Here is a 20955-nt window from a genome sequence, read left to right as displayed (position 1 = left end):
CTATTATGCATACGGCATAGGGAAAAGAGCCATGGATTCTTCTGTTTTTTCTTGAAGTCCAAGTGCCCTGGGGACAGAGTAAAGGCGTTGATTTCCCAAATGTGGCCACGCTGTGACACTGTTTGGAACTAAACCGGGAATGGATACTCTGAGGACAACAAAACCGAGATCTGCAACATCATCGTGCGTTAAATCGGTTGTAATTACATCGAAACCCTTTTGCTCTAGAATAGAGAGGCATTCTTGCAGGTCTGTTTGAGCTGAACCTGTAGACCTGTCCAGAACATCGGCAAGTTCGATTCGTGATGCATTGGAACGAACAGTATCCAGCAGGCGGTGTCCTTCAGGCTCTAAGTATGTATGCAGATTCTTGTCTAAGTTTGTCATGTTTACAAATTGTGAAGACGAGGTGTCTGGTTGTTCGCTTGAGAATATAACCTTTTGGTTTTTTTGATTATAAAGAGTTCTTCCCCAATCTGATTTCATGGGGAGTTGACCAAGACGGTTTTGTACGCATTCAAACAACGCTTTGAGTGCTGCAACGTTTGGGTTTAAGTTGGTACCAAATCCACCAGCAATGGCATTGTTTTTTGTATCGGTAACAAGCCCGAAAAAGACCGGAATCGGAATATCCATTGTGATATTCCATAACTCGAAGGTTAAGCCGGAATCTGCAAAGTTTTCTTTAAAAATTTCACCAATCCAGCTTTCAGAGGATAAAGAAACTTGTGGAGTTGGATGTTGTCCAAGCCACCAGATCATCATTGCATCCCTTTCTACAGCTTCATACACACCGGAAAGCATAGCAGATGTATATGATGTGCTACTTGCAATACCGCCAAAGATGGTATGGCACAACGGGGACTCATTCTCTTCTGGGGTGTAGGATACATATACTAATGCAGCGGGCAGGCTACGTGTCTTTCCAGTGATGGCAGAAGTCCCTTTTGCCCATCGGATGACGCTTTCTTCAGTAAAAGGGCGATAGCGAAAATCGGAAAGAGCGTACTGTGTCTGAGAGTACAGTGGAAGTTCCTGTGGAGAAACGGCGAAAGGGTCAGTCTGTATAATCTGCCGGTAGCTTCCTTTTTCGAGGGTACTTTGAATATCGTAGGCGCAATAACCTTCAACTGCTTCGCCAATAGCTGCCATAAGTGCGTTGTTTTTTGTTAACCCGACGCCGGTTCCAGATACTTCCCCGAAACAATCCAAGTACCTTCTGGAATTTGTCAGTTCACTGATAGCAACGTGCACTTGAGGGTCAGCTGCGCCACGGAAGAGTGTGTTAACTCCTTTTAGTACACCACTCTTTTTGCTTACCAGATATGGAAGTATCTGGTCTAACGTGACGTTTTGCGGGTGATGGTTTGTCATACCGCTTGCTCCGCAAATGGGCGCACGGGAGCACCTGAGTGTTGAAGGCGGCTGCATGCTGAACAACGTGGAAGTTTAAGAACGGGATGTAATGCAAATTCCATTGTTAATAAATTAAGTTCTAACTGAGCGTTGTATGTGACAGGCGGTGTTAATCCGCTAATGTCTTTAACAACTTCCAAAGAGACAAGACCTGCAATAAGCTGTGTGTGCGACGGCAGGTATCCAAACAATGTCGGGTTACCATTTGTTCGCAACTGCTGTTCGTACGCTTGCAGTTCATCAGGGTAGTCTGCATTGGCATTGAGTCTTGTTGTATAACATTCGAAACATGCTGTTTCGTGCGGCAGAACTGTTGGACCGACCGTACCGCAAAGGGCATCAAGGGAGCACCATGTGTATGGAACTCCGGAAGACAGGCAGAAGGTGTTGATGTCAGCCAGCATATCGGGACGATAATTTTCGTGGCAAACGACAATATAGTCCGGATGATCTTCTCTTTCGATGTGGCGCAGTGACAAATCCATGATGTCCCATTGAACTTCTGGGAAATTTTCTCGTATAGACATCACAAAATTTTCTTCACAAGAAGAGCCAATGGTTGCAGAAGGAGCTTCAGCAGCTAAAGTGTCTTCGAGCTGTACTGGGTTACTGTCTGAGACACTGATTCTTCCAATTCCTGATTGAGCAAGCGTGTGAGCTACGCTTGTGCCAATTGGTCCTAACCCGATTACTGCAACGTGGGCTGAAGCCAAAGCTGCAAGGTTCGGATTGGCATTGGGTGAAAATTGGGAAAAATAAGCTTGCTGTGCTGGATGTATTTTTGAAGTTTCAGGCGTTGCCTCTATACGTTCTCGAACAACACGGCGTTGCGTCAGGCGTGTCAGTATCGAAATAATACTTTTTTCGGGATATCGGTCGGCAAGCTGACTGATGATTTCTGGCAGCGTGTTTTCCCCTGTCAAAAGTGGCATCAGATCATTGATGAGATTCAGTAGATTGGGACCTTTGATGACAAACAGATCCTGACCGTTTCGAAATTGAACCCTGTCACCGTCCATCTCTATGATATGATAGCTTGTATTTACGACCGGCAACTGCGGTAGTTTTGAAATTTTAGTCTGCATTACGTGTTTTCTCCATGTCAGGGCTTCCAAGGCTGATAGCAAAAAGAATTGACTCTTCAACGCCGTCAATCTGAAGAAAGTCGTTCATCGGGTCATCGAGGCAGGCGACAATAATACAAGCACTGTAATTCAGAGCTGTTGCAGCAAGCAAAATGTTTTGCGAGACATGTCCGGCGTCAAGCAGGACGCCTCTGTATCCTCGATCACCATATTTAATCTGGTTTCTTTTGAATGCTGCTGTGACAAAGAAAACAGCACCTGCTGTTGCAAGCCATTCATTGTTGTTTGGTTGTATGAGCGAATACATTTCAGGAAGTAGAGTCCCGCTTCGCAGGCATTCAATCGAGTTGTCTGGTACATTATAGTGATACAGCCCGTTTTCTATTCCAGCCACATTGTTGATGAGTGGATATATTTCAAGTGGGTACAATGCACCGGCTGAAGGCGCAGCTCTGAGGCTCACTTCATTTCCGTTTCCAGTAAATGTACCAGTCGGTCCGTATCCGAACTGAAGCATTTGCGCTAATGCGTTGCCGTCTATTGGAGTGTCAGAATAATCTCGTTGGCAACGTCTTCGCTGGATAACGTCCCATAAGCTGCCCGCCTCATGCTTTGCTTCGATAGGAGGAAGCTCGAGAGCCGGATAGCCGTCATATTTTTTAAAACTGGCTACGCTCCTTTGAAAGAACGTTTTTACAGACATAGCTGTAAGCCCTGTCGGAAGGAGCGGAGCCAGCCAAGGGCGGACATCGTTTGCGTGCATCTTGGTGTTTTCGTGATAGAGTTCGCTCAAGTAGTCGGGAGCACTGCTTGAAAGCTTTATGTTTCCATCAAGATAAAACGTTTTTGGACGGTATAGTTCCTTTAAAGTAATCATAAAGAAATCTCTTATAGCTAAGGCTTTTGCGCAATGGTGTACAACATTGTCCCTTGCTTGGTTTCGTCGTGGATTGGTTCAGCATTGCAATCGGCGTGGGTTTTAATGTTCGTAAAACCGACATCTTCAAGCAGAAGTACCAATTCTGTAAGCGTGTAAAACCGCTTTGTTTCTGTGGTGAAATCGAAAAAAGGTGCTCCTTTTTCTTTTACCATGCAGTATTTTTGGACAGTGGCAGTGCCGTTGAGATGATCTTGCGGGGTGATAGTTGTTTCAATTCGCCCGAAGCCGTTATCAAACGTATATGCTTCAGTTGTTACCCACTGCTTGGAATTCCATAGAGTAAAGGGATTCACGAAGCTGAACAGAAGAGTCCCCTCTGGAGCAAGATGGGATAATGCCTGTTTGAAAAAAGAGCGCAGGGCATTTTCGTCCAAAAAGCTCTGAATGGTATCGAGTGCAACGATAGTTGAATACGCTTCTTGAGGAGGGATCTCGTCGAAGGTAACTGTCCGAACATCTAGTGAATGGCTTTGGCTAGCAGCTTTTTTGTGAAGGACATGGAGTAGGGTTTTATCTGTTTCCAGACCGACTACCGTGTGACCTTTTTCTAGTAATGGGAATAACAGCTGTCCCGTGCCACAATTTATGTTTAAAATAGAAGGTTGTAATGGACTTTTAGGGACAACCTGTTCAAGATAGAAGTTAAGTTCTGCTTCAAAATGTTTTTCGTAGCAGGCATTCCATAATTCAACCGCTGTTGCGGATAATGTACTGTCAAGTTGCTCAATAACCATGTTGTTGTCCCTTGAAAGTTCTTGAAAAAAGATCGGCGCATCTTTTTTGGGTTACGTGTTTTAAAGTAGGTTGTTCCTTGCTAATTGTTGTCCCAATTAGCTACAATTACTCTCCGGAAGACAGGTTGTTGCAATGGAGAGGAACGCTGATTTCTTCGAGATCTTCGAGGTCAATTACTTCGTATTCATCGTAAGTTGTTTCTTGCATAACAGTTCTCCTTGTTATGTTAAAAAAGATGCGCCGAAATATTATTGATGGCTTTTAGCCTTCATGTCTTTTTGTGCCCTTAAGGGCGGGTAGCTGTTACAGCTATAATGGGAGAGCGGGTATTGCCGCCTTCCATTTTTTTTGCGGTAAACCCTGCATGCAATGTAATATCTGCAAAGCCTGCTCGCTTTAGAAAAAGTTTGATAGTGTTTGGGGAATGGAAGCGAATTGGACGTACGCTCAGATCATATGCCGTACCGTGTGCTGAATGCGTGAACTGCCTGTAGTCTTCTGTGGCAGCAACTCCCCTGAGCATGTCGACTGGCTTGTTCGTGTAGTCCACTTTTAAATGTCCGCCTTTGAACAGCCTTGCCATATCGGATTCCCATCCTTCAGCATTCCAAAATTCATATGCATTAAAGAAATTGAATATGAATAAGCCATCAGGATTCAGTAGGCGATGCACTTTTTGCAAGAACGAGAGTATTTCCTTGTCCGGCAAAATGTAGATGATTGAAAAAAAAGCCATCGCCAGATCAAATTTCTTTGTGATATCAGCTTCTGCAAAGTCCTCAGTAATTACATCAGCAGTAATTTGGTGACGTTTTGCTTTTTGTCGCAATACTCCAAGCATTGATTCGCTTGAATCAACTCCAGTAACATCCCATCCTTTTTTACTTAACGGTATGACATAGCGGCCAGTACCGCAGCCAATATCAAGAACGTTTTGAGGAATATGTTGAGCATGTTCTTCCCATTTGGCACAAACAAATTCTGCTTCTTCTGTGGCAACAGGGCCGTACATGACGTCCCAAAGTTGTGCAGCGCCTGAGTGGAAGAGGGATGTATTTTTTTTGGGTGCTTGCTGAGTATCGTTCATAAAGTACAACCAGTTCTTGAGTTATGGTGATCCAGATGGAGACTTTGTTTCGTCTATAGGTGAGTTTTAGAGGATTGCTAAAAGCTCGGCTAACGAGGGAAGGAGTTCTTTTAGTGGGAAATGGAAAGGGTATTTGCTTTTGAGTATAGAATAGTTGTTCCGAGGGGCTACTAGGAATAGATAGGGGTGAAAAGCGATGGTTCGGAATACCTCTTAGCGTGACAGTTCTAAATTGATCTATATTCATAACAATAGGTTATGTTGTATGAATCAAAAAAGAAAAGGACAGAACAATGTTCCTTTACAGGATATTGTTCTGTCCTTTTTTGCTAATGATACAGCGTAGAATTAATAAGTAAGACTGTCAGCTATGCTTTTTTAATGCTTTTTCTTCGCTATGGATTTTTTCCTTTTGCTGGATGAGCATCATACCGCTTGCTGCACTAAGTCGTACTTTTTTATATTTTTTGGCTTTAAGAAACAGTTTCTTTGCGTTATCGTATTGATTTAATTGAAGGTAGCATTGTCCTTGGAAGTAGTATGACAGTCCTTTATATTTAGTCTTGGCAGCCGCTTTGTCAAAGTGAGGTATGGCGTTGCTGTACTGCTGATTTCGGAAGTATATTTTGGCAAGCTCAAAATGTCGCTTGGGGGAAGGAGCAAGGCTGATTGCTTTTTCAATTGCTTGTGCGGCTCGCTCTAAGTGACCGCCCTTTTCTTGTGCAATAGAAAGCAGTTCTAGTTGCTTTGCTGTCAGTGGCTCCGGCGAGGCCTTAATTGATTTAACTGCAAGGAGTGGTGAATTAACCTGCAAGTAGACTTTTGCAAGGCGCATACACTCACCAGAAGTTGCAGGTTTCAGGCTATGCGCTACTTGTAGCGCCGCCGCACCTTTTTTGAGTTTTCCGCGTTGAATATATACCTCGGCAAGCAGTTTCCAGGCATCTCTATTGCTAACTTCTTTTTTTAACAGGCTGACAAGAATCGCCGTGGCTTCTTTCCATTTTTTTTGCGCAATATAAGAATGTGCAATAAGCCTATGGGTATCGCAGAAAGCCTTGTACTCTGGATACATTGTAAGAGGGTTCAGCATCGTCAAAGCATTTTTGTAATCTGATACTTTGTAATAGCAGACGCCAGCTTGATATTGACTGTTGTACCAGCTTGGGTCTGCTTTCTTTACGCTTTTTTTTTGGTGTTTGCCTTTTGGTGTACGTTGTAAATCGCTTAGCTGGTGAAAGCAGTCACCTGCTTTTGCAAACTGTTCTAGATAGTATAGAGCAACAGCCTTGTTTTGCAGAAGGTGAGTGTCATGCGGATAAAGTTTTGTGCCACGCTTGTAGAGAGCCAATGCTTTTGGCGTTTCTTCAAGCTCCATATACGCGTTACCTGCAATAACCATCGCAGATACATTCGGTCTTGAACTTGCGAGTGTAGATTCCAGAAGTTCCAGTGCTTTCTTAGGATGATTTGCCTGTAACTCTTTGTATGCCTTGTGTATGGCAGGATTGGCGCGTGGTGCTGCAAAACAAGCTTGTCCGGCAAAAAACGTTATACATAGAGCGCAACTTACGATTAATTTGTACATGTGAACTCCAGTGGCAATGAAACCAGAACCGCCACAGCCTTTCCGTGTAAGCGGGCTGGCTTAAATCGCCATTTTTTAACAGCCTGCAATGCAGCACTGCTGAATAATTCCTGATGTTCGCCTGTAACTATGTGAGGTTTTGCGACTGTACCGTCAGCTTTTATAACCATTTTTACAAGCAGGTTTGTCTCAATTCTTCGTCTCTTTGCTCTGGCCGGATAGAGTGGAGGCGGCGTATATATTGGAATAGGTGCTTCGTCTACATCCCCTATTCCAAGTGTGCCAACCTGCCGTGGAATATTGACCGGAACTGCTAGCGAAAGGTTGGCTGCTATATCTACATCCAGCAAATCTGGTTGTACGGGAGAAACTGGTGGAGTTGAAAGCTCCATAATTGCGACCGGTTCCTCCGCAGGTGGTTCAGGCTTTTTTTCTTCTTCGGGAGGCGGTTCCTCCTCTTCTGCTTTCGGTGGGATTTGACGTAACGAAACAGTAGTCCGAAATCGTGTTATTTTATTCGGTTCGGTTTCCTGCTTGAATAGAGAAGGAGCTAAAATCAACACAACAGCAAATGCTGCTGCAATTAAACAGGACAAAACCCATTGGAGTCGGGAAAACGGTGGGCGGATCATGATGGAATCCTGGCAGCAACGCTCAGATTTGTAGTCCCGGCTTCTCTGCATGCATCCAGCACTTTGATAAGAAGACCGCTTTTGCATTCTTGGTCCGCTGCAATTACGACTGAACCTTCAGGCGTTTCTGCAAGAAAACGGTTCATATACCCACGAATGGAACGTACGTCATAGATTTTTCCTTCAATCCAGATTTCGTTACTTTCAGTAATGCCAATAATCAGGCTGGTACTTTCATTTGTAACCGCCGTATTTGCGACAGGACGGTTTATTTCAACTCCTGCCTCTTTAACAAAACTTGTTGTTACAATAAAAAAAATAAGAAGAATGAATACCATATCGATTAATGGTGTCATGTTTAATTCACTTTGCTGGCGACGTGCTCGCCGAGAACGTATGCTAGACATGAGTGGAACTCCTATGGGCTGCTGTCGTCCGTTGCGCTGTATTTACTTCCGGTTCAGATAATAACTCAGCGTCGATGTAGGTAAGATACGCGTTAATACGCTGGCGCAGTCGGTTGACTCTGCGTTGCAGAAAATCCATTGCTACGTACCCGGGAATAGCTACGAGCAAGCCCCCCTGTGTCGTGATAAGAGCTTGGGAGATGCCTTCAGCCAGTCCTCTGGCGTTGCCCGTTCCAAATTCTGCAATTGTAGTGAACGTTGTTATCATGCCGGTAACAGTGCCTAATAAGCCCATGAGCGGAGCTGCTGTGACAAGCAGGGCAATAGTGGACAGCCCTTTTGCCATGTTTTCGCAACAGGAGTTACCAATGGTTGCCATAATAGCATTGTTGGTTTCGTCATTCTGACTGCGTAATTTTTTGTAGGTGGCGGCGAGTGTGCTTTGCCAGTGCCATGCTGGTGGTGGATTTGTCTGAAGCTCCGACGCACTTCGCTCGTTCTTTTTGAACTGAATCAAGATGAAAAACTTGTTGATGATAAGCCACCACATAACGAATCCGGTGATGATAATCGGGATAAGAACCGTGCCACCAGCATGGAGCTGCTCAGTCAGTTGAGGTAAAAGTGTCATTGTTACCTCCCGTTAAGAATTGTGGCAATTAAGGCTGTTCCCTTTTCCTCCATATCATTTGCGAGGCTGTCTACACGGCTGTTTAGCACATGATGCAGCATCATAATTGGGATAGCTACGGCAAGTCCCAGCTGAGTTGTCACCAGTGCTTCGGAAATACCGCCGGAAAGCATATGTGGGTCACCCGTGCCAAACAATGTAATGACTTGGAATGTATTAATCATACCTGTAACAGTACCCAGCAGTCCAAGAAGCGGAGCAACTGCTGCAAGGGTTTGCATGGTAGGAAGGAAGCGTTCCATCTTTCCGAGCTCAAAAATCAATGCTTCTTGCATACCTTTTTCAAGAGCTGCGGGGCTGCCGGAAGATTTTTTCAACGTTGCCCAGAGAACACGTTTGGTAGGTGTGTTTTTGTTGGAAAGTTTTTTATAGCAGGATGTCCAGTCTTTGTTTTCTGCCAGCTCCATTATTTCAGTAAGCTCTTCAGGAGAGGTACGCTTCATCCGCCCCAGATTTATAAAACGTTCAAGAGCCAAGAGCAGTGCGATTACTCCAATGCCGAGAATGGGCCAAACGAGCACCCCGCCATCTTTGATTTTTGTCCAGATGTCACTGTCGGCAACAAGGCGTACAAAAGCTGCGCCGTGGCTGAAATCGAGTGGAACAATCTGGTTGCCTGCGAATGCATCAACGACTGTTGAGGTAAGTTCGGAGGACAGGGCTTCAACGCTTTTCACCTCTGTTCCGTTTCCGGTAACTTCCAGAAAGCCGTATGTATCGGAAGGAGTTCGGTAAAATGCTGAAGAAGTACCAGTACGGAAAATTTCAGCAGTAATTTTTTTGCCGTCTGGGGCGATAATTGAGCTTTCGTATCGGGCAAGTGTTCCGGTGGCGCGCAGCTCTTTGAAATACATGTCTATCAAGTGTTGAAGATCGCTTAATCCGGGCATTCTTCCCGAAGCCAGCAATGTTTTGAATGCCTGCAAACGTTCTGGATGTTGCTGGGTCAGGAAGCTGGTGGAGGCTCTGTCCTGCATGAGCTTTGCAGCAGTACGCACTGTGCCTTCGAATGTTTTGATTTCTTCACGTCTATTTTGAAGTTTCTGTTTTAACGCTGCTTCTTTTTTTAGCAGCATTTCATACTGCGAAATCAGCTGTTGGACTTCTGAATCTGTTTTTACAGCTTTTTGTTTCACACTCGTTAATTCGGCTGTAAGCTCCTGTTTGTTTTTTTGCGTAAGTTGCAAGGTAGAAGCTACACTTTTTGCATGATCTTTTTTTAATTTGCTGAGCGTAGCAATGGTCGTTTCCCATTGATCTGATTTTGTTTCAGAAGGCGTTGCAGCGTTAGACGCTAGGGCAGAAGAAAAAAGCAACATAATGGCTGCTACAGAAGAGATGAATAAACGCATATTAGTTTTCCTCCTGCTCTGTGGTGTTTACTGCCAGAGCAGTAGGGTCTGTTTGTTTAGATTGAACAGCGATTGTTAGTGGTAATGGTGTGACTTCAATGATCTGTTTGCGATGGGCGATGTGTTGTAGCTGTAAAACAGCAGTAGCGGCTTCGCCTTCAATAGGAATAAATTTTTGCTGTTCTGATGACCAGATTCCAACTTTTTCCTTGTCTGGAGAAATGCAGTAGTAGCCCAGTCTACCAGCGCGGAGAGTTGTTGTGTGGATTTTGCTGTCACCTAGCAGGACTTCTTCATCTTCCAGCTCAATTCCAGATCCATATGCTGTTTCAATTTCTAAAACTTCCAGCATCCTTCGGAGTTGTTCAGCTTGAGGGGCGTGTGGATCTGCTAAAACTTTTTTTATTGAGGCAATACGCTGTTGTCTTTCCTGTGAAAGAAAAGGGATGTCTTCATCGATAAAAGCAGTAATGTGATCCAGTGTCGATTGAAGCAACGGCGATACTGCGTTAGCGATAGTATCCAGCTCTTGGTTTTGTCGCTCCATCTCTGCAATGTTATCTTCAATAGTTGCAACGTACGCGGTATATTTATTTTTTTGATGGGTGAGCCAGTCCAGCTCCAATTGTTTGTGTTGAATTTCTGCAATGATTGCAGGCTTCTTTTGCTGCCAAGCGCTTATTTTTTTTTGCGCCCTCTGCTCGGAGGTAATGGTATCGGTCACAATTGATTGAGCAGTGGAGGTTGAAGCTAATAGTGTTCTTGGCGTAAGCAACAGGCATAGGGTTACAATGAATGAGAAATACGAAAGATTTTTCATAGTAAGGCTCCGCATAACTTCTGTTCTGGTTATGATTTTGGGCGAGATTGTCTGATGGGTATAATTTGTGCTGCTACTTATGAATCATTTGGTAGCGATAAGGATATTTCTTGTATTTGAGGTAGTTATGTTTAAAGAATATCAGTTGCTTGCAAATGAAACTCATTATCAAAGATCAGATAACGATCGGGTTGTCAAGCTGTTAGCCGTTAGATAATGTTTTTTTTCATCAAATATTTTGGAAAGTTACAGCTAGTTGTAACGGCTGAGGCGCTGATAGCAGTTGCTCCATAGTTTTTTAAAGGAGCTATGCCTCAATAGTATTTTGTAAAAACAGTGCGCGTGTGAAGATCAGCAATAGCAGGTAATATTCGATGGCTACTCTTCAAGATATCTGATGGTTGAGTGAGTTATTCGCTTGTACCTTTTCAGAACAGGTCTGGATTGTCGCAGTATAGTATTAGTACCTTCTCTTCATGACCTCCTGTCTTTTTTCTCTCTTTTTCTTTTTCAAATCCCATGAGCTTCAAGGCGGAGTTCGTAGTTTATTTATGCTGTTTCTTTGAAGGAAGGGCATGCTGGCTGCTGGTGCAGTGTTTTTGGAGTGTCTACTTGATTGGTTTTCTATTGTAATTTTTTAAGAAAGTCGGTGGGCAGTCCGTGGAGGATTGTACTGTGATGCTTGATGGATGTTTACTTGTGTGGGGGGATGAATATTTGTGCACGACTCGTTTTTTTCGTGAAAAATTATCTTTGAGGTTAATTGTTTGAAAATAATGTGTTTTTTGTGGAAAATTCTTTGAGAATAAAGACTTTTTGTCTGGAAAAGATGTCGATTGAGCTTTTTATCACGAAGTGTTTTGAAGGCGATAATTGAACTAGTTCTAATGGCGCGACAATTGTCACGCAGGAGCGACAAGGGTGTCGCTTTATTTTTTGCACTGATAATACTGACTATTTTCTATTTATGCCAGCAGGGCGACAGGAGTGTCATGTGTTAGATTCGGCTGTCTGGAGTACGTTGCTTCTTTTTTCACAAGGGGAATAGGGAATTTCAGCATTTTGTTCAGTTTGGTCTACAAATTGCTCATAGGGGTTTTATAAACGCATTCGTGTATCCGTTTTTACTCCAAATCAGACTAGTTTGCCCTGAACTACTGATGAGAGGAGCATTAACAATAAGTCTGACTCCCATATTCAATTTGAACCGGTCAGAGTACACGAACTTGCAAGAGTATTTATGCTTGCGCCCATGATACTCGCAGTAGCTGTGTGGGTAACTGGCATATTATAATAGTATATTGGCTTGTTGCTATACCGCTGATTTGAACAAGACCATCTACTGCTTTTCGTAAAAAAGTTCCCCTTTCGGGCAGGTCGTTGCGATTACAGCTTTTTTATGAAGAGTTTGCATTATAACGTGTTGATAAAAAGGAAAAAATTAAATGACTTCAGAAGCCAAAAGAATTGCACTTCTCGGTTTTGACTGCGCTATTCCTAAGCGCCTTGAAGCTTTGATGGAAGAAGGCGCTCTGCCTAACTTTAAGAAATTTAAGGCAGAAGGCTCTTACATGACTGAAGGCTACAACATGCCTACAGTTACTCCTCCATCTTGGGCTTCCATTTGTACAGGTGCTTACCCTCGTACTCACGGTGTAGAAGATTACTACTACTACAACGAAGGTGAATCCCTCCACTTCTCCAAGTGTGTACAGGCATTTGGCTCTAAAATGCTCAAAGCTGAGACTATTTGGGATGCTTGGGATAAAGCTGGCAAGAAATGTCTGGTAGTTAACTACCCTACTTCTTGGCCTTCCAAACTCGAAAACGGTGTAATGGTTCAGGGCGAAGGTCTTTCCGCTGCTGAATCCCGTTGGCAGATCGAAGGCTACGAGCACAAAGAACACCTTTGTGCTGAATCCTGTGTTTCTACTGATTACTACCCAATCGGTGTACAGGCTAGCTTTGAAGATGCTGAAGGCTGGAAAAACCTTCCTGAAGAAATCGAAGATGCTGATCCATTAGAAATTGTAATTCCTATGGAATTTGCACATGCAATGGAAAAGCTTGCTCCACAGACATGGTACGGTCTCACATGGGAATCTGACGACGACGGATACGATGTATTTGCTCTTTGTCCTGAAAAAGACTTCTCTAAAGCGTTCTTCACCATCAAACTTCGTGACTGGTCTGACGTTATTGAAGGCGACTTCCCAATGGCTGCTGACGGTCGCATCGAGAAAGGTTACTTCCGTTGTAAACTGATGGAACTTTCTGACGACGCTGAAGATTTCAAACTCTACATTTCCGGCATCAACGGCACTCACGGCTTCTGCGCTCCTGACGATGCACTGAAAAATGTTGACTTTACCAAAAACATTCTTGGTAACGACATGGGCTTCGTTGCTCTCGCTAACGGTATCATCGATGATGAAACTGTTCTCGAACTTGCTCAGTTCCACTCCGAGTGGCTCACAGAAGTTCTTACAACTCTCATGAAAGATCATCCTGATTGGGATCTTCTCTACATGCACTCCCACCTTGTTGACTGGTTCTACCATGGTTACCTCGACAAAATGGAAGACGGCAACGAAGAAGAGAAAAAGAAAGCATACGACATGGAACGTGTTATCTACCAGATCGAGGACAAATTCCTCGGTATCATGATGGATCACATGCCTGAAGATGCTCTCACATGTCTCATCTCCGACCACGGTGCAACTCCAATGGGTCCTATCCTCAACACTGCGGAAGCACTCAAACAGGCTGGTCTTTGTGCATACGAAGCTCGTTCTAACGACGATGCAAGTGCATTCTTTGACGAGTCCGAAGGTTTCAACTACGACCTCATCCCTGAGAAATCTTTGGCTGTTCCTCAGCGTTACATGTTCGTTTACGTTAACCTGAAGTCCAAATACCCAGGTGGTATCGTAGAGGATGAAGATTACGAAAAAGTTCGTAACCAGATCATCGATGCACTTTACGATTACAAACACCCTGAAACCGGCGAACGCCCAGTTATGTGTGCTATCCCTAAAGAAGACGCTAAAGTATTCGGTATGGGTGGCGAGCAGGCTGGTGACGTTGTTTACGTTCTCAAGCCTGAGTACATGGCTGAACACGGTTACGGCTTCCCTACTGGTGAATCCGGATGTGGTTCCCTCAAAAACATCATGCTCTGGAAAGGTCCTGGCGTGAAAAAAGGCTTCGTATACGAACGTCCTCGTTGGTTGGTTGACGTTGTTCCTACCTTCTGCCACGCAACAGGCAACCCTGTTCCAGCAGATACCGAAGGTGCGGTAATCTACCAGATCTTCGAAAAGCACAACAACTAATACCTAGCTAAATCGAACAATTAACAAGGTCTTGCGTTGGCAACAGCTGCAAGACCTTGTTCATATAATAATATTTCTGGAAAATTCAGGAGACACAGACAATGGCTGAAAAAAAAGTAGTTCTTCTCGCTTGCGGTGAAGCAGACGTAGCTGGCAAAGGTGCTGCACTCGAAAAATTCATGAAAAAAGCTTGTTCCCTCGCTTCTTTCAAAAATGAAAATGTTCTTGCTGAAGTTGCAAAAATCGAAGGTGCTGTAAACGCTGCTGCTGACGGCGTTGCAAAAGCTCTCGAAGACGGTGCTGCTCTTGTTGTTGTAGAACTCGGCAACGCTGATGCTGATGCTCTCGAAGCTGCAATGGCTCACGTTTCTGAAGCTGCTGACCGTCGCACACTCGTTGCAATCGCAACCGACAAAGGTCTGTTCCTCGGTGGTCTTGGCATCAACAAAAAAGCTGGCGCAATCGATCGTGCTGCTTGTGTATGCGACCTCGTTGCAACTTTCTGCTACGTAGCAGACCTCCCAGTTCCTGCTGATTGCATCGGTGGCGTTTTGTACCAGGCTCTTAAAGATCCTAACATGAAAGCTAAAGAAATCGGCAAACTCAAAGACGCAATTGCACGTATGGAAGTTGCAATGCAGCGTGACAGCCGCGAGCCTTGGGATAAGCACGATTGTGCATAATCCTAAATTAGGAAAGTAGTACCATACCCCATGGATTGTAACTTTGTTAAAACCATGGGGTATGATTCCTTATTTGAAAGCCTACAAACTCTTATACCCTGAATATACATTCTATTTTGACTAATAGAATTGGCGATATGTGTTGCTATTGCATTAAAATCATTCGTGTTCTGCATGAATGATTTTTAGAATAAGAGTAATGTGAAAAAAAGCACTTGTTCTTTTTGAAAAAGCGACGTATCTGTCCTGCCAGAAGCGACGACAGTGTCGCACTTGCGTTTGGGAGAGACACTATGGAGACTAAGACCGAAGAGCAGTATGTCGATCAGCCTGCGGATAGTGTAGAGCTTGATAGGGGAGAACTGAACAGCGCTACCCCAAAAGAGGATATACTGGGAAGCCACTGGCGATTAACTCGTTTGCTGAACAATTTGCCGGGGACAGCATACCGCTGTTCGCTCAGCGAAGATTATCAATATACATTGGAATTTGTTAGCCGTGGCAGCATTGATCTTCTTGGCATTACGCCGGAAGCGCTTGTTGCTAAAAACACCAATGTACTTGAGTTAATGGCACATCCAGAAGATTTGCCGTCTATGCGTCGCGAACTTGAAGAAGCGATTCTTGGTAAGCGTCCTTATAAGATGCTTTACCGTATCACGCTGGATGATGACGGCAGTAAGTGGGTCTTAGATCAGGGTGAATGTGTTTTCGACAGTGCAGGCAATCCTATCTATATCGAAGGCATTATTATTGACATCAGCGCGCAAAAAATGCGCGAATTTGAACTGTTGCAGGAAAACCATCGCCTTCAGGGCTTCATGGAAGACCGCTTCAGGCTTGGGAGCATCATCGGCAAAAGTCAGGGTATGCGCGATGTTTTTAAGCTGATTTTGAAAGCAGGCAACAGTAATGCTAACGTAATCATTTTAGGTGAGACTGGAACCGGTAAGGATCTCGTTGCACAGACTATCCATGAGCATAGCGGTGTGAGCGGCGCATATGTTGCTGTTAACTGCGGTGCTATTCCTCCTAACTTGATGGAAAGTGAATTTTTTGGGCACAAAAAGGGCGCTTTCTCCGGTGCTACAAGCAACCGCAAAGGCTATCTTGCCGCAGCAGATGGCGGCACACTCTTCCTTGACGAGGTAGGGGAAATTGATCTGTCTTTACAGGTTAAGTTGCTCCGTGCACTCGAAAGTAAATTATACACCCCTGTGGGGGGAAGTGAGCCACAGCGCTCTCAGTTCCGACTTGTTGCCGCAACAAACCGTGATCTTGCCCAGATGGTAAAAGACGGCACAATGCGCTCGGACTTCTTCTTCCGCCTCCATGTCCTACCTATTCGTGTTCCGCCTCTTCGTGATCGTCTGGAAGACCTGCCATTGCTGGTTACCGAATTTATGTCCCGCTATTTAGGGAAGAATGCTGATGTGCCGAGTTTGCCTGTTAAGCTTCGTGCAGCGTTTGAGACCCACCACTGGCCGGGAAATGTTCGTGAGCTGCAAAACGTTCTTGAGCGTTACCTGACGTTTGGTGAAGTGATTTTGAGTGATTTTGGAGCACAGGTTTCTAAAGGCTCTATGGACTTGGATGATGCGTTGGAAGCTGCTGCTGCCTATTCTACACTCACAGAAGCCATGGAGGCTGTGGAGCGCCACCTTATGCTGAAAGCTCTTGAAAAGAACCACTGGCGCAAAGGACAGACAGCTAAGTATCTCGGACTGAATATGCGTACTATGCAGCGGAAATTGAAAAAATATTCTATGTAGTTGCTATGGTATGTGAAGGTAGCAGCACGCTGTTGATGTAAAAAATTTTGCCGTGACGAAATATTTTCCTTGAAATACTATATGGAAAATATTGTTCAGGTTAAACGGTTAGTACAAAGAAACGACCAGTTTTTCATGATGCTCCATGCAGGGCTTCAGAAAAAAACTGGTCGTTTCTTTTTTTGAGAGTATTAACTCTCATTCGTGCAAGATGAGTAGGAGAATGCACGAATTATTTGCAAAAAACAGACGTTACTATTGGGAAGGATTACGTTTTTTACAAGTTTCCGCAAACAGTGCAGCATTGTACGATGACCGTACTAATGGGGCACTGAATACGTGAGGAATCCCTTTGGATTTACCGTACTGTGCATACTCTTCGAACACATCAGGATGAACATAGCGCTCTACGGCTGGGTGTTTCATTGAAGGACGCATATATTGTCCGATGGTTACGATGTCGCAGTTAATGGCGGCAAGGTCATCAATAACGCCTCGTACTTCGTCATCCGTTTCACCAAGACCGACCATAAGTCCTGACTTGGCAACGCATCCGGCTTGATTAACCCGCTTCAGCAGTTCCAGACTTTGCTGGTAGTCCGCTTGTGGGCGGATTTCTGCATAGTGCACAGGCGGGGTTTCCACATTGTGGTTAATGATATCCGGACTTGCAGCAATAACTGCATTCAGTGCGTCCTCATCTCCTTTAAAATCGGGAATAAGAACTTCAATAGTGGAATCAGGCTGCTGCGTACGAATGGCTCGAATGGTGGCGGCAAAGTGGGCTGCACCGCCATCTTCAAGGTCATCGCGGGTGACTGATGTTACGACAACGTGTTTGAGGGCTAGACGCTTTGATGCCTCAGCTACGCGGTTAGGTTCCGTAGGGTCGAGCGATGCAAGAGTCCCGCTTTCTATGTTGCAGAAGGCACAGGTTCGGGTACAGGTGTCGCCCATGATGAGAAAAGTTGCAGTATGCTCAGAAAAGCACTCAAACATGTTGGGACATTTGGCGCTCTGACAGACTGTATGTAAATTCAGGTCTTGTACCAGATCGTGTGTGGCACTGTAGGTTTTATTACAAGGAATTTTAACCTTGAGCCACGGTGGAATGCGTAAATATGGTTTGGAAGTGTCTTGTGAGGACATCTTTGACCTCCTGCATAGGCAGTTCGTCGCGATTAAGTTCTTGGGCAAGGGATGAAGGTTCTGCGTCGGCTAATCCGCAAAGGGTAATCATTCGGAATAGTTCCACATCGCGCTGTACGTTGAGTGCCAGCCCGTGGTAGCTTGTCCATTTTTTCATGCCGATACCGATTGAGCATATCTTACGGTTTTCTACCCACACACCGGGGCGACCGTCTTGCCTTGTTGCCGTTACTCCAAAGTCACTGGCGGTGCGGATAACAATTTCTTCCAGATCATTAAAGAATTGGCGCATGCCTCCAGGACGCTTGGCAATTCGAAATATAGGGTATGCCACAAGCTGACCGGGGAAATGGCAGGTAATGTTTCCGCCGCGGGAGGAATGCACAAGGTCAATGCCAGCTGCACTGAGGTGCTCGTCGCTGACGTGCAGATTTTCACGACCACCGTTTCTCCCGAAGGTGATAACCGGATCGTGTTCCAGCAGGTAGAGTGTTTGCTCTGCACCCGTTACGACAGCGTCAAGGCGCTCCATTTGGATGCGTTCGGCGTCTTTGTATCGAATTTGTCCAAGGTCGATAATCTGCATTGGTTTTATGAAAGCAACGTTGCGATTAAAGTTGGTAAAAAGAGCGGCTTCATAAGTACGAAGCCGCTCAGGTGCAAAGCTTGTTGGTTAGCAGCAGTAGTCACTGTCGTGGGGTATGCGACAGTATTCCTTGGCTACTACAGCTGGGATGCGTATTTTTCAGAATCAAGCAGCTGGGATTTGTCAGCATCTGCATCAACTGTGATGCGGATCATCCATGCGTCGCCGTAAGGAGCAGTGTTAACGTCAGAAGGCTCATCTTCGAGAGCTTCGTTAATTGCGGTAACAGTGCCTGCGATAGGCATGTGAAGGCTGCTTACAGCTTTGATGGATTCAACGGTGCCGAACTCGTCGCCAGCTGCGAAAGTTGAACCGATTTCTGGAAGGTCAACAAAAGCAACTTCGCCAAGCTGCTCCTGTGCAAAATCAGTGATGCCTACAACTGCTGTGTTGTCGTCGGCAATGCGTACCCAAGTGTGTTCTGGATGGTAAAGAATATCTTCTGGAAAAGTAAGTTCGCTCATTTTAAATCCTTTTTATATACTGTTTTGTTGGCGCAAAACAGGGGCTAGCAGCCCCGAAGCCAGCCTTCCGCGACCTCGTACAGGCCTTCAGCAAGGGTTGGGTGCGCGTGAATAGTGTGAGCAAGATCGGCTGCGGTAAGACCTTTTTCGATAGCTAATGCTGCTTCTGCAATAAGGTCGGTCGCATGAGCACCGGCGATGTGCACGCCAAGAATTTTGCCGCTTTCTTTTTCACAGATTAATTTGAACATGCCAGGCAGTTCGCCCATTGCCTGTGCTTTACCCAGTTCGCGGAACTGGAATACCTGAGAACGAACTTCGAAGCCTTTGCTGATAGCATCTGTTTCAGAAAGACCGACTGTTCCGATTTCAGGGGAGGTGAAAATTCCAGCAGGGATAACGCTGTAATCAAGTGTTTTGTCTTCGCCAAAACAGTTTGCAACAGCGCAAAGACCTTCAGCAGAAGCTACATGTGCAAGCATGATACGTGCAGGACCAAGAGCATCGCCGATAGCGTAAATTCCTTTAGCAGAGGTACGCATACCTTCATCGGCTTTAATCCAGCCACGGTTGTCAGCTTCAACACCTGCGGCATCAAGGTTGAGACCTTCAATGTTTGGAGTTCGACCAACAGCAACCAGAACAACGTCTGCTTCGATGGTTGTGTCTTCTCCAGTAGCACCTTCAACAAAAGGAGAAGGTCCGAGCACACAGGAAACTTTGCCGTCTACCACGGTAGCGCTTTTAACGGTTTTAGCGAGTTCAACCTTAATACGGTGTTTTTTCGCTTCACGCTGCAACAGGCGGCTCATGTCTTCATCAACAGAAGGGATAGGAAGCAGACGATCCAGACCTTCTACAATGGTAACTTGTGCGCCGAAAGCACGGTAAATAAACGCCAGTTCACATCCGATAACACCGCCACCTACAATAACCATACGGTTAGGAACATGGTCGAGGTTCAGTGCATCGTCACTGTTAATGATATGCTTGTGGTCAACAGGCAGAGAAGGCAGGTCCAGAGTGCTGGAGCCGGTAGCGAGAATAATGTTGTCGCTTTTGACTTCTTCTGTACCTTCTGCGGTGTGAACACGTACTGTAGTGTCTCCTGCCAGTTCGGCAGCACCACGGATAAGGCGGATGTTGAGAGAAGCGCAGGTCTTCTCCAGACCACCGCTGAGTACTTTTCTCACACGTTCTTTACGTGCGATGACAGCAGGCATATCTGCTTTGAAAGAAACTTTTTCGGTGCCTGCTTCAGCGGCAATGCCGAACTGAGCAAGTTTACCAGCGGTTTCTAATGCTTCGGCTGAAGACTTGAGTGTTTTGGTAGGAATACAACCAGTATTGAGGCAGGTTCCTCCAACATCAGTCTTTTCAACCAGAGTAACTTCGGCTCCACGGCGTGCGGCTTCAAAAGCAGCGATGTGTCCGCCCGGTCCTGAGCCAATGATCGTGATGGATGGCATAGTTTCTCCTGTTTGCTAACGCTATTGCTGAATTACAACGCTAGTCGCATTCGTGGTGCAGCTTGTAGGTCATAGGGAATGCGTCATGCAGGGAAGCAGTAACAAGACAACCTTTCTGCATAATTTTTTCAACACGATCAAAAATGAAGTCGTAGTCTTCATCCATGTATACTGTAACATCAAGAGTAATGCCGACAACGCGAGCACGTTTCTTTTCATCAACACCGGTTTCAAGGGTAGCAGTACCATGAATACGGTCATATTTAGCACCGCGTGTTTCCAGTGCTTTACCAAGAGCACCACAGAAACAGTAAAGTGCTGAAGAAGCCAGCAGCTGTTTTGCTGTGCCGCCACGCTCGTCTTCTGGAATACCATCAAAGTTGATGTCTAATTCACCAAGAATTTTAGACTGTGTGTCGATGGTGCGTTTTTCGCCTTCTTTATTGTATGAAACGATGACTTCTGCCATTTCTCTTCTCCCTCGTGATTATTTGGACAAGCTTGTCCGTCAATCCCAATTAGCATGCTCCATGCCAAAGTAATTAATTGCAGTAAGTAAGGGGATGTTTAGCCTGATAAAGGAGAGCATTACCGTAAGGGGAGCTTTGGTAAAGCGTATGGGGCGACGTAAATGTCACTGTATTGTGAGGTGTGGTGATTAAAAAATGTTAAAAATCAAGTTGA

General features: G+C 45.1%; 19 protein-coding genes. 3 read left to right on the top strand and 16 right to left on the bottom strand.

Annotated elements, in window-relative coordinates:
* Positions 1 to 3 precede the first annotated feature (3 nt).
* The 11 genes from N4A56_RS05310 to N4A56_RS05260 all read right to left on the bottom strand — a co-directional run bounded on the left by N4A56_RS05310 (position 4) and on the right by N4A56_RS05260 (position 10753).
* On the bottom strand, positions 4 to 1374 hold the full coding sequence (locus N4A56_RS05310) for a YcaO-like family protein (protein WP_295545544.1): 1371 nt from the start codon (positions 1372 to 1374) through the stop codon (positions 4 to 6).
* A complete protein-coding gene (locus N4A56_RS05305; protein ID WP_295545542.1) occupies positions 1371 to 2501 on the bottom strand; it encodes a TOMM precursor leader peptide-binding protein in 1131 nt (376 codons plus the stop codon). The genes N4A56_RS05310 and N4A56_RS05305 overlap by 4 nt, the downstream gene beginning before the upstream one ends.
* Positions 2491 to 3378, bottom strand: a complete 888-nt coding sequence (locus tag N4A56_RS05300; protein ID WP_295545541.1) for a SagB/ThcOx family dehydrogenase — start codon at positions 3376 to 3378, stop codon at positions 2491 to 2493. Before N4A56_RS05300 ends, N4A56_RS05305 begins: the two co-directional genes overlap by 11 nt.
* Before the next feature lie 17 nt (positions 3379 to 3395).
* A complete protein-coding gene (locus N4A56_RS05295) occupies positions 3396 to 4175 on the bottom strand; it encodes a class I SAM-dependent methyltransferase (RefSeq protein ID WP_295545538.1) in 780 nt (259 codons plus the stop codon).
* A 287-nt stretch (positions 4176 to 4462) separates the two neighbouring features.
* Complete coding sequence (locus tag N4A56_RS05290) at positions 4463 to 5263, bottom strand: class I SAM-dependent methyltransferase (protein WP_293671091.1); 801 nt, start codon at positions 5261 to 5263, stop codon at positions 4463 to 4465.
* Between the two features lie 364 nt (positions 5264 to 5627).
* Positions 5628 to 6851 carry a tetratricopeptide repeat protein gene (locus N4A56_RS05285; RefSeq protein ID WP_295545537.1) on the bottom strand — a complete coding sequence of 408 codons (1224 nt, stop codon included), beginning with the start codon at positions 6849 to 6851 and terminating at the stop codon, positions 5628 to 5630.
* Positions 6839 to 7483, bottom strand: coding sequence for an energy transducer TonB (locus N4A56_RS05280; RefSeq protein ID WP_295545535.1), 645 nt, complete (start codon positions 7481 to 7483; stop codon positions 6839 to 6841). Before N4A56_RS05280 ends, N4A56_RS05285 begins: the two co-directional genes overlap by 13 nt.
* The gene (locus tag N4A56_RS05275; protein ID WP_293671094.1) at positions 7480 to 7890 is read right to left on the bottom strand and encodes a biopolymer transporter ExbD; all 411 of its coding nucleotides are present in this window, start codon (positions 7888 to 7890) and stop codon (positions 7480 to 7482) included. The genes N4A56_RS05280 and N4A56_RS05275 overlap by 4 nt, the downstream gene beginning before the upstream one ends.
* Positions 7883 to 8521, bottom strand: a complete 639-nt coding sequence (locus N4A56_RS05270; protein WP_293671095.1) for a MotA/TolQ/ExbB proton channel family protein — start codon at positions 8519 to 8521, stop codon at positions 7883 to 7885. Before N4A56_RS05270 ends, N4A56_RS05275 begins: the two co-directional genes overlap by 8 nt.
* Positions 8522 to 8523: 2 nt before the next feature.
* Complete coding sequence (locus tag N4A56_RS05265; protein ID WP_295545533.1) at positions 8524 to 9933, bottom strand: MotA/TolQ/ExbB proton channel family protein; 1410 nt, start codon at positions 9931 to 9933, stop codon at positions 8524 to 8526.
* 1 nt (position 9934) lies between these two features.
* A complete protein-coding gene (locus N4A56_RS05260; protein ID WP_295545531.1) occupies positions 9935 to 10753 on the bottom strand; it encodes a DUF3450 domain-containing protein in 819 nt (272 codons plus the stop codon).
* Positions 10754 to 12198: 1445 nt separating this feature from the next.
* Between N4A56_RS05260 and N4A56_RS05255 the strand changes: the two genes are divergently transcribed.
* The 3 genes from N4A56_RS05255 (at position 12199) to N4A56_RS05245 (ending at position 16543) form a co-directional block, all read left to right on the top strand.
* Positions 12199 to 14088 (top strand): alkaline phosphatase family protein, encoded by a 1890-nt coding sequence (locus tag N4A56_RS05255; protein WP_295545529.1) that lies wholly within the window; start codon positions 12199 to 12201, stop codon positions 14086 to 14088.
* Between the two features lie 101 nt (positions 14089 to 14189).
* Positions 14190 to 14771, top strand: a complete 582-nt coding sequence (locus N4A56_RS05250; RefSeq protein ID WP_293671103.1) for a hypothetical protein — start codon at positions 14190 to 14192, stop codon at positions 14769 to 14771.
* A 293-nt stretch (positions 14772 to 15064) separates the two neighbouring features.
* Entirely contained in the window at positions 15065 to 16543 is a 1479-nt protein-coding gene (locus N4A56_RS05245; RefSeq protein ID WP_295545527.1) for a sigma 54-interacting transcriptional regulator, read from the top strand.
* A gap of 255 nt (positions 16544 to 16798) precedes the next feature.
* Here N4A56_RS05245 and lipA read toward each other — a convergent pair whose 3' ends face one another.
* The 5 genes from lipA to N4A56_RS05220 all read right to left on the bottom strand — a co-directional run bounded on the left by lipA (position 16799) and on the right by N4A56_RS05220 (position 20740).
* Complete coding sequence (gene lipA / locus N4A56_RS05240) at positions 16799 to 17692, bottom strand: lipoyl synthase (RefSeq protein ID WP_295545526.1); 894 nt, start codon at positions 17690 to 17692, stop codon at positions 16799 to 16801.
* Positions 17634 to 18278, bottom strand: a complete 645-nt coding sequence (lipB, locus tag N4A56_RS05235) for a lipoyl(octanoyl) transferase LipB (protein ID WP_293671109.1) — start codon at positions 18276 to 18278, stop codon at positions 17634 to 17636. Before lipB ends, lipA begins: the two co-directional genes overlap by 59 nt.
* Before the next feature lie 137 nt (positions 18279 to 18415).
* Complete coding sequence (gene gcvH / locus N4A56_RS05230; RefSeq protein ID WP_293671111.1) at positions 18416 to 18802, bottom strand: glycine cleavage system protein GcvH; 387 nt, start codon at positions 18800 to 18802, stop codon at positions 18416 to 18418.
* A 44-nt stretch (positions 18803 to 18846) separates the two neighbouring features.
* A complete protein-coding gene (gene lpdA, locus N4A56_RS05225; protein ID WP_293671112.1) occupies positions 18847 to 20271 on the bottom strand; it encodes a dihydrolipoyl dehydrogenase in 1425 nt (474 codons plus the stop codon).
* A 40-nt stretch (positions 20272 to 20311) separates the two neighbouring features.
* Complete coding sequence (locus tag N4A56_RS05220) at positions 20312 to 20740, bottom strand: OsmC family protein (RefSeq protein WP_293671114.1); 429 nt, start codon at positions 20738 to 20740, stop codon at positions 20312 to 20314.
* Positions 20741 to 20955 lie beyond the last annotated feature (215 nt).

The organism is Halodesulfovibrio sp., from assembly GCF_025210605.1.
GTDB lineage: Bacteria > Desulfobacterota > Desulfovibrionia > Desulfovibrionales > Desulfovibrionaceae > Halodesulfovibrio.
Note: the sequence above shows the minus strand (reverse complement) of the source record. Positions and strands in the feature narration are given on the sequence as shown.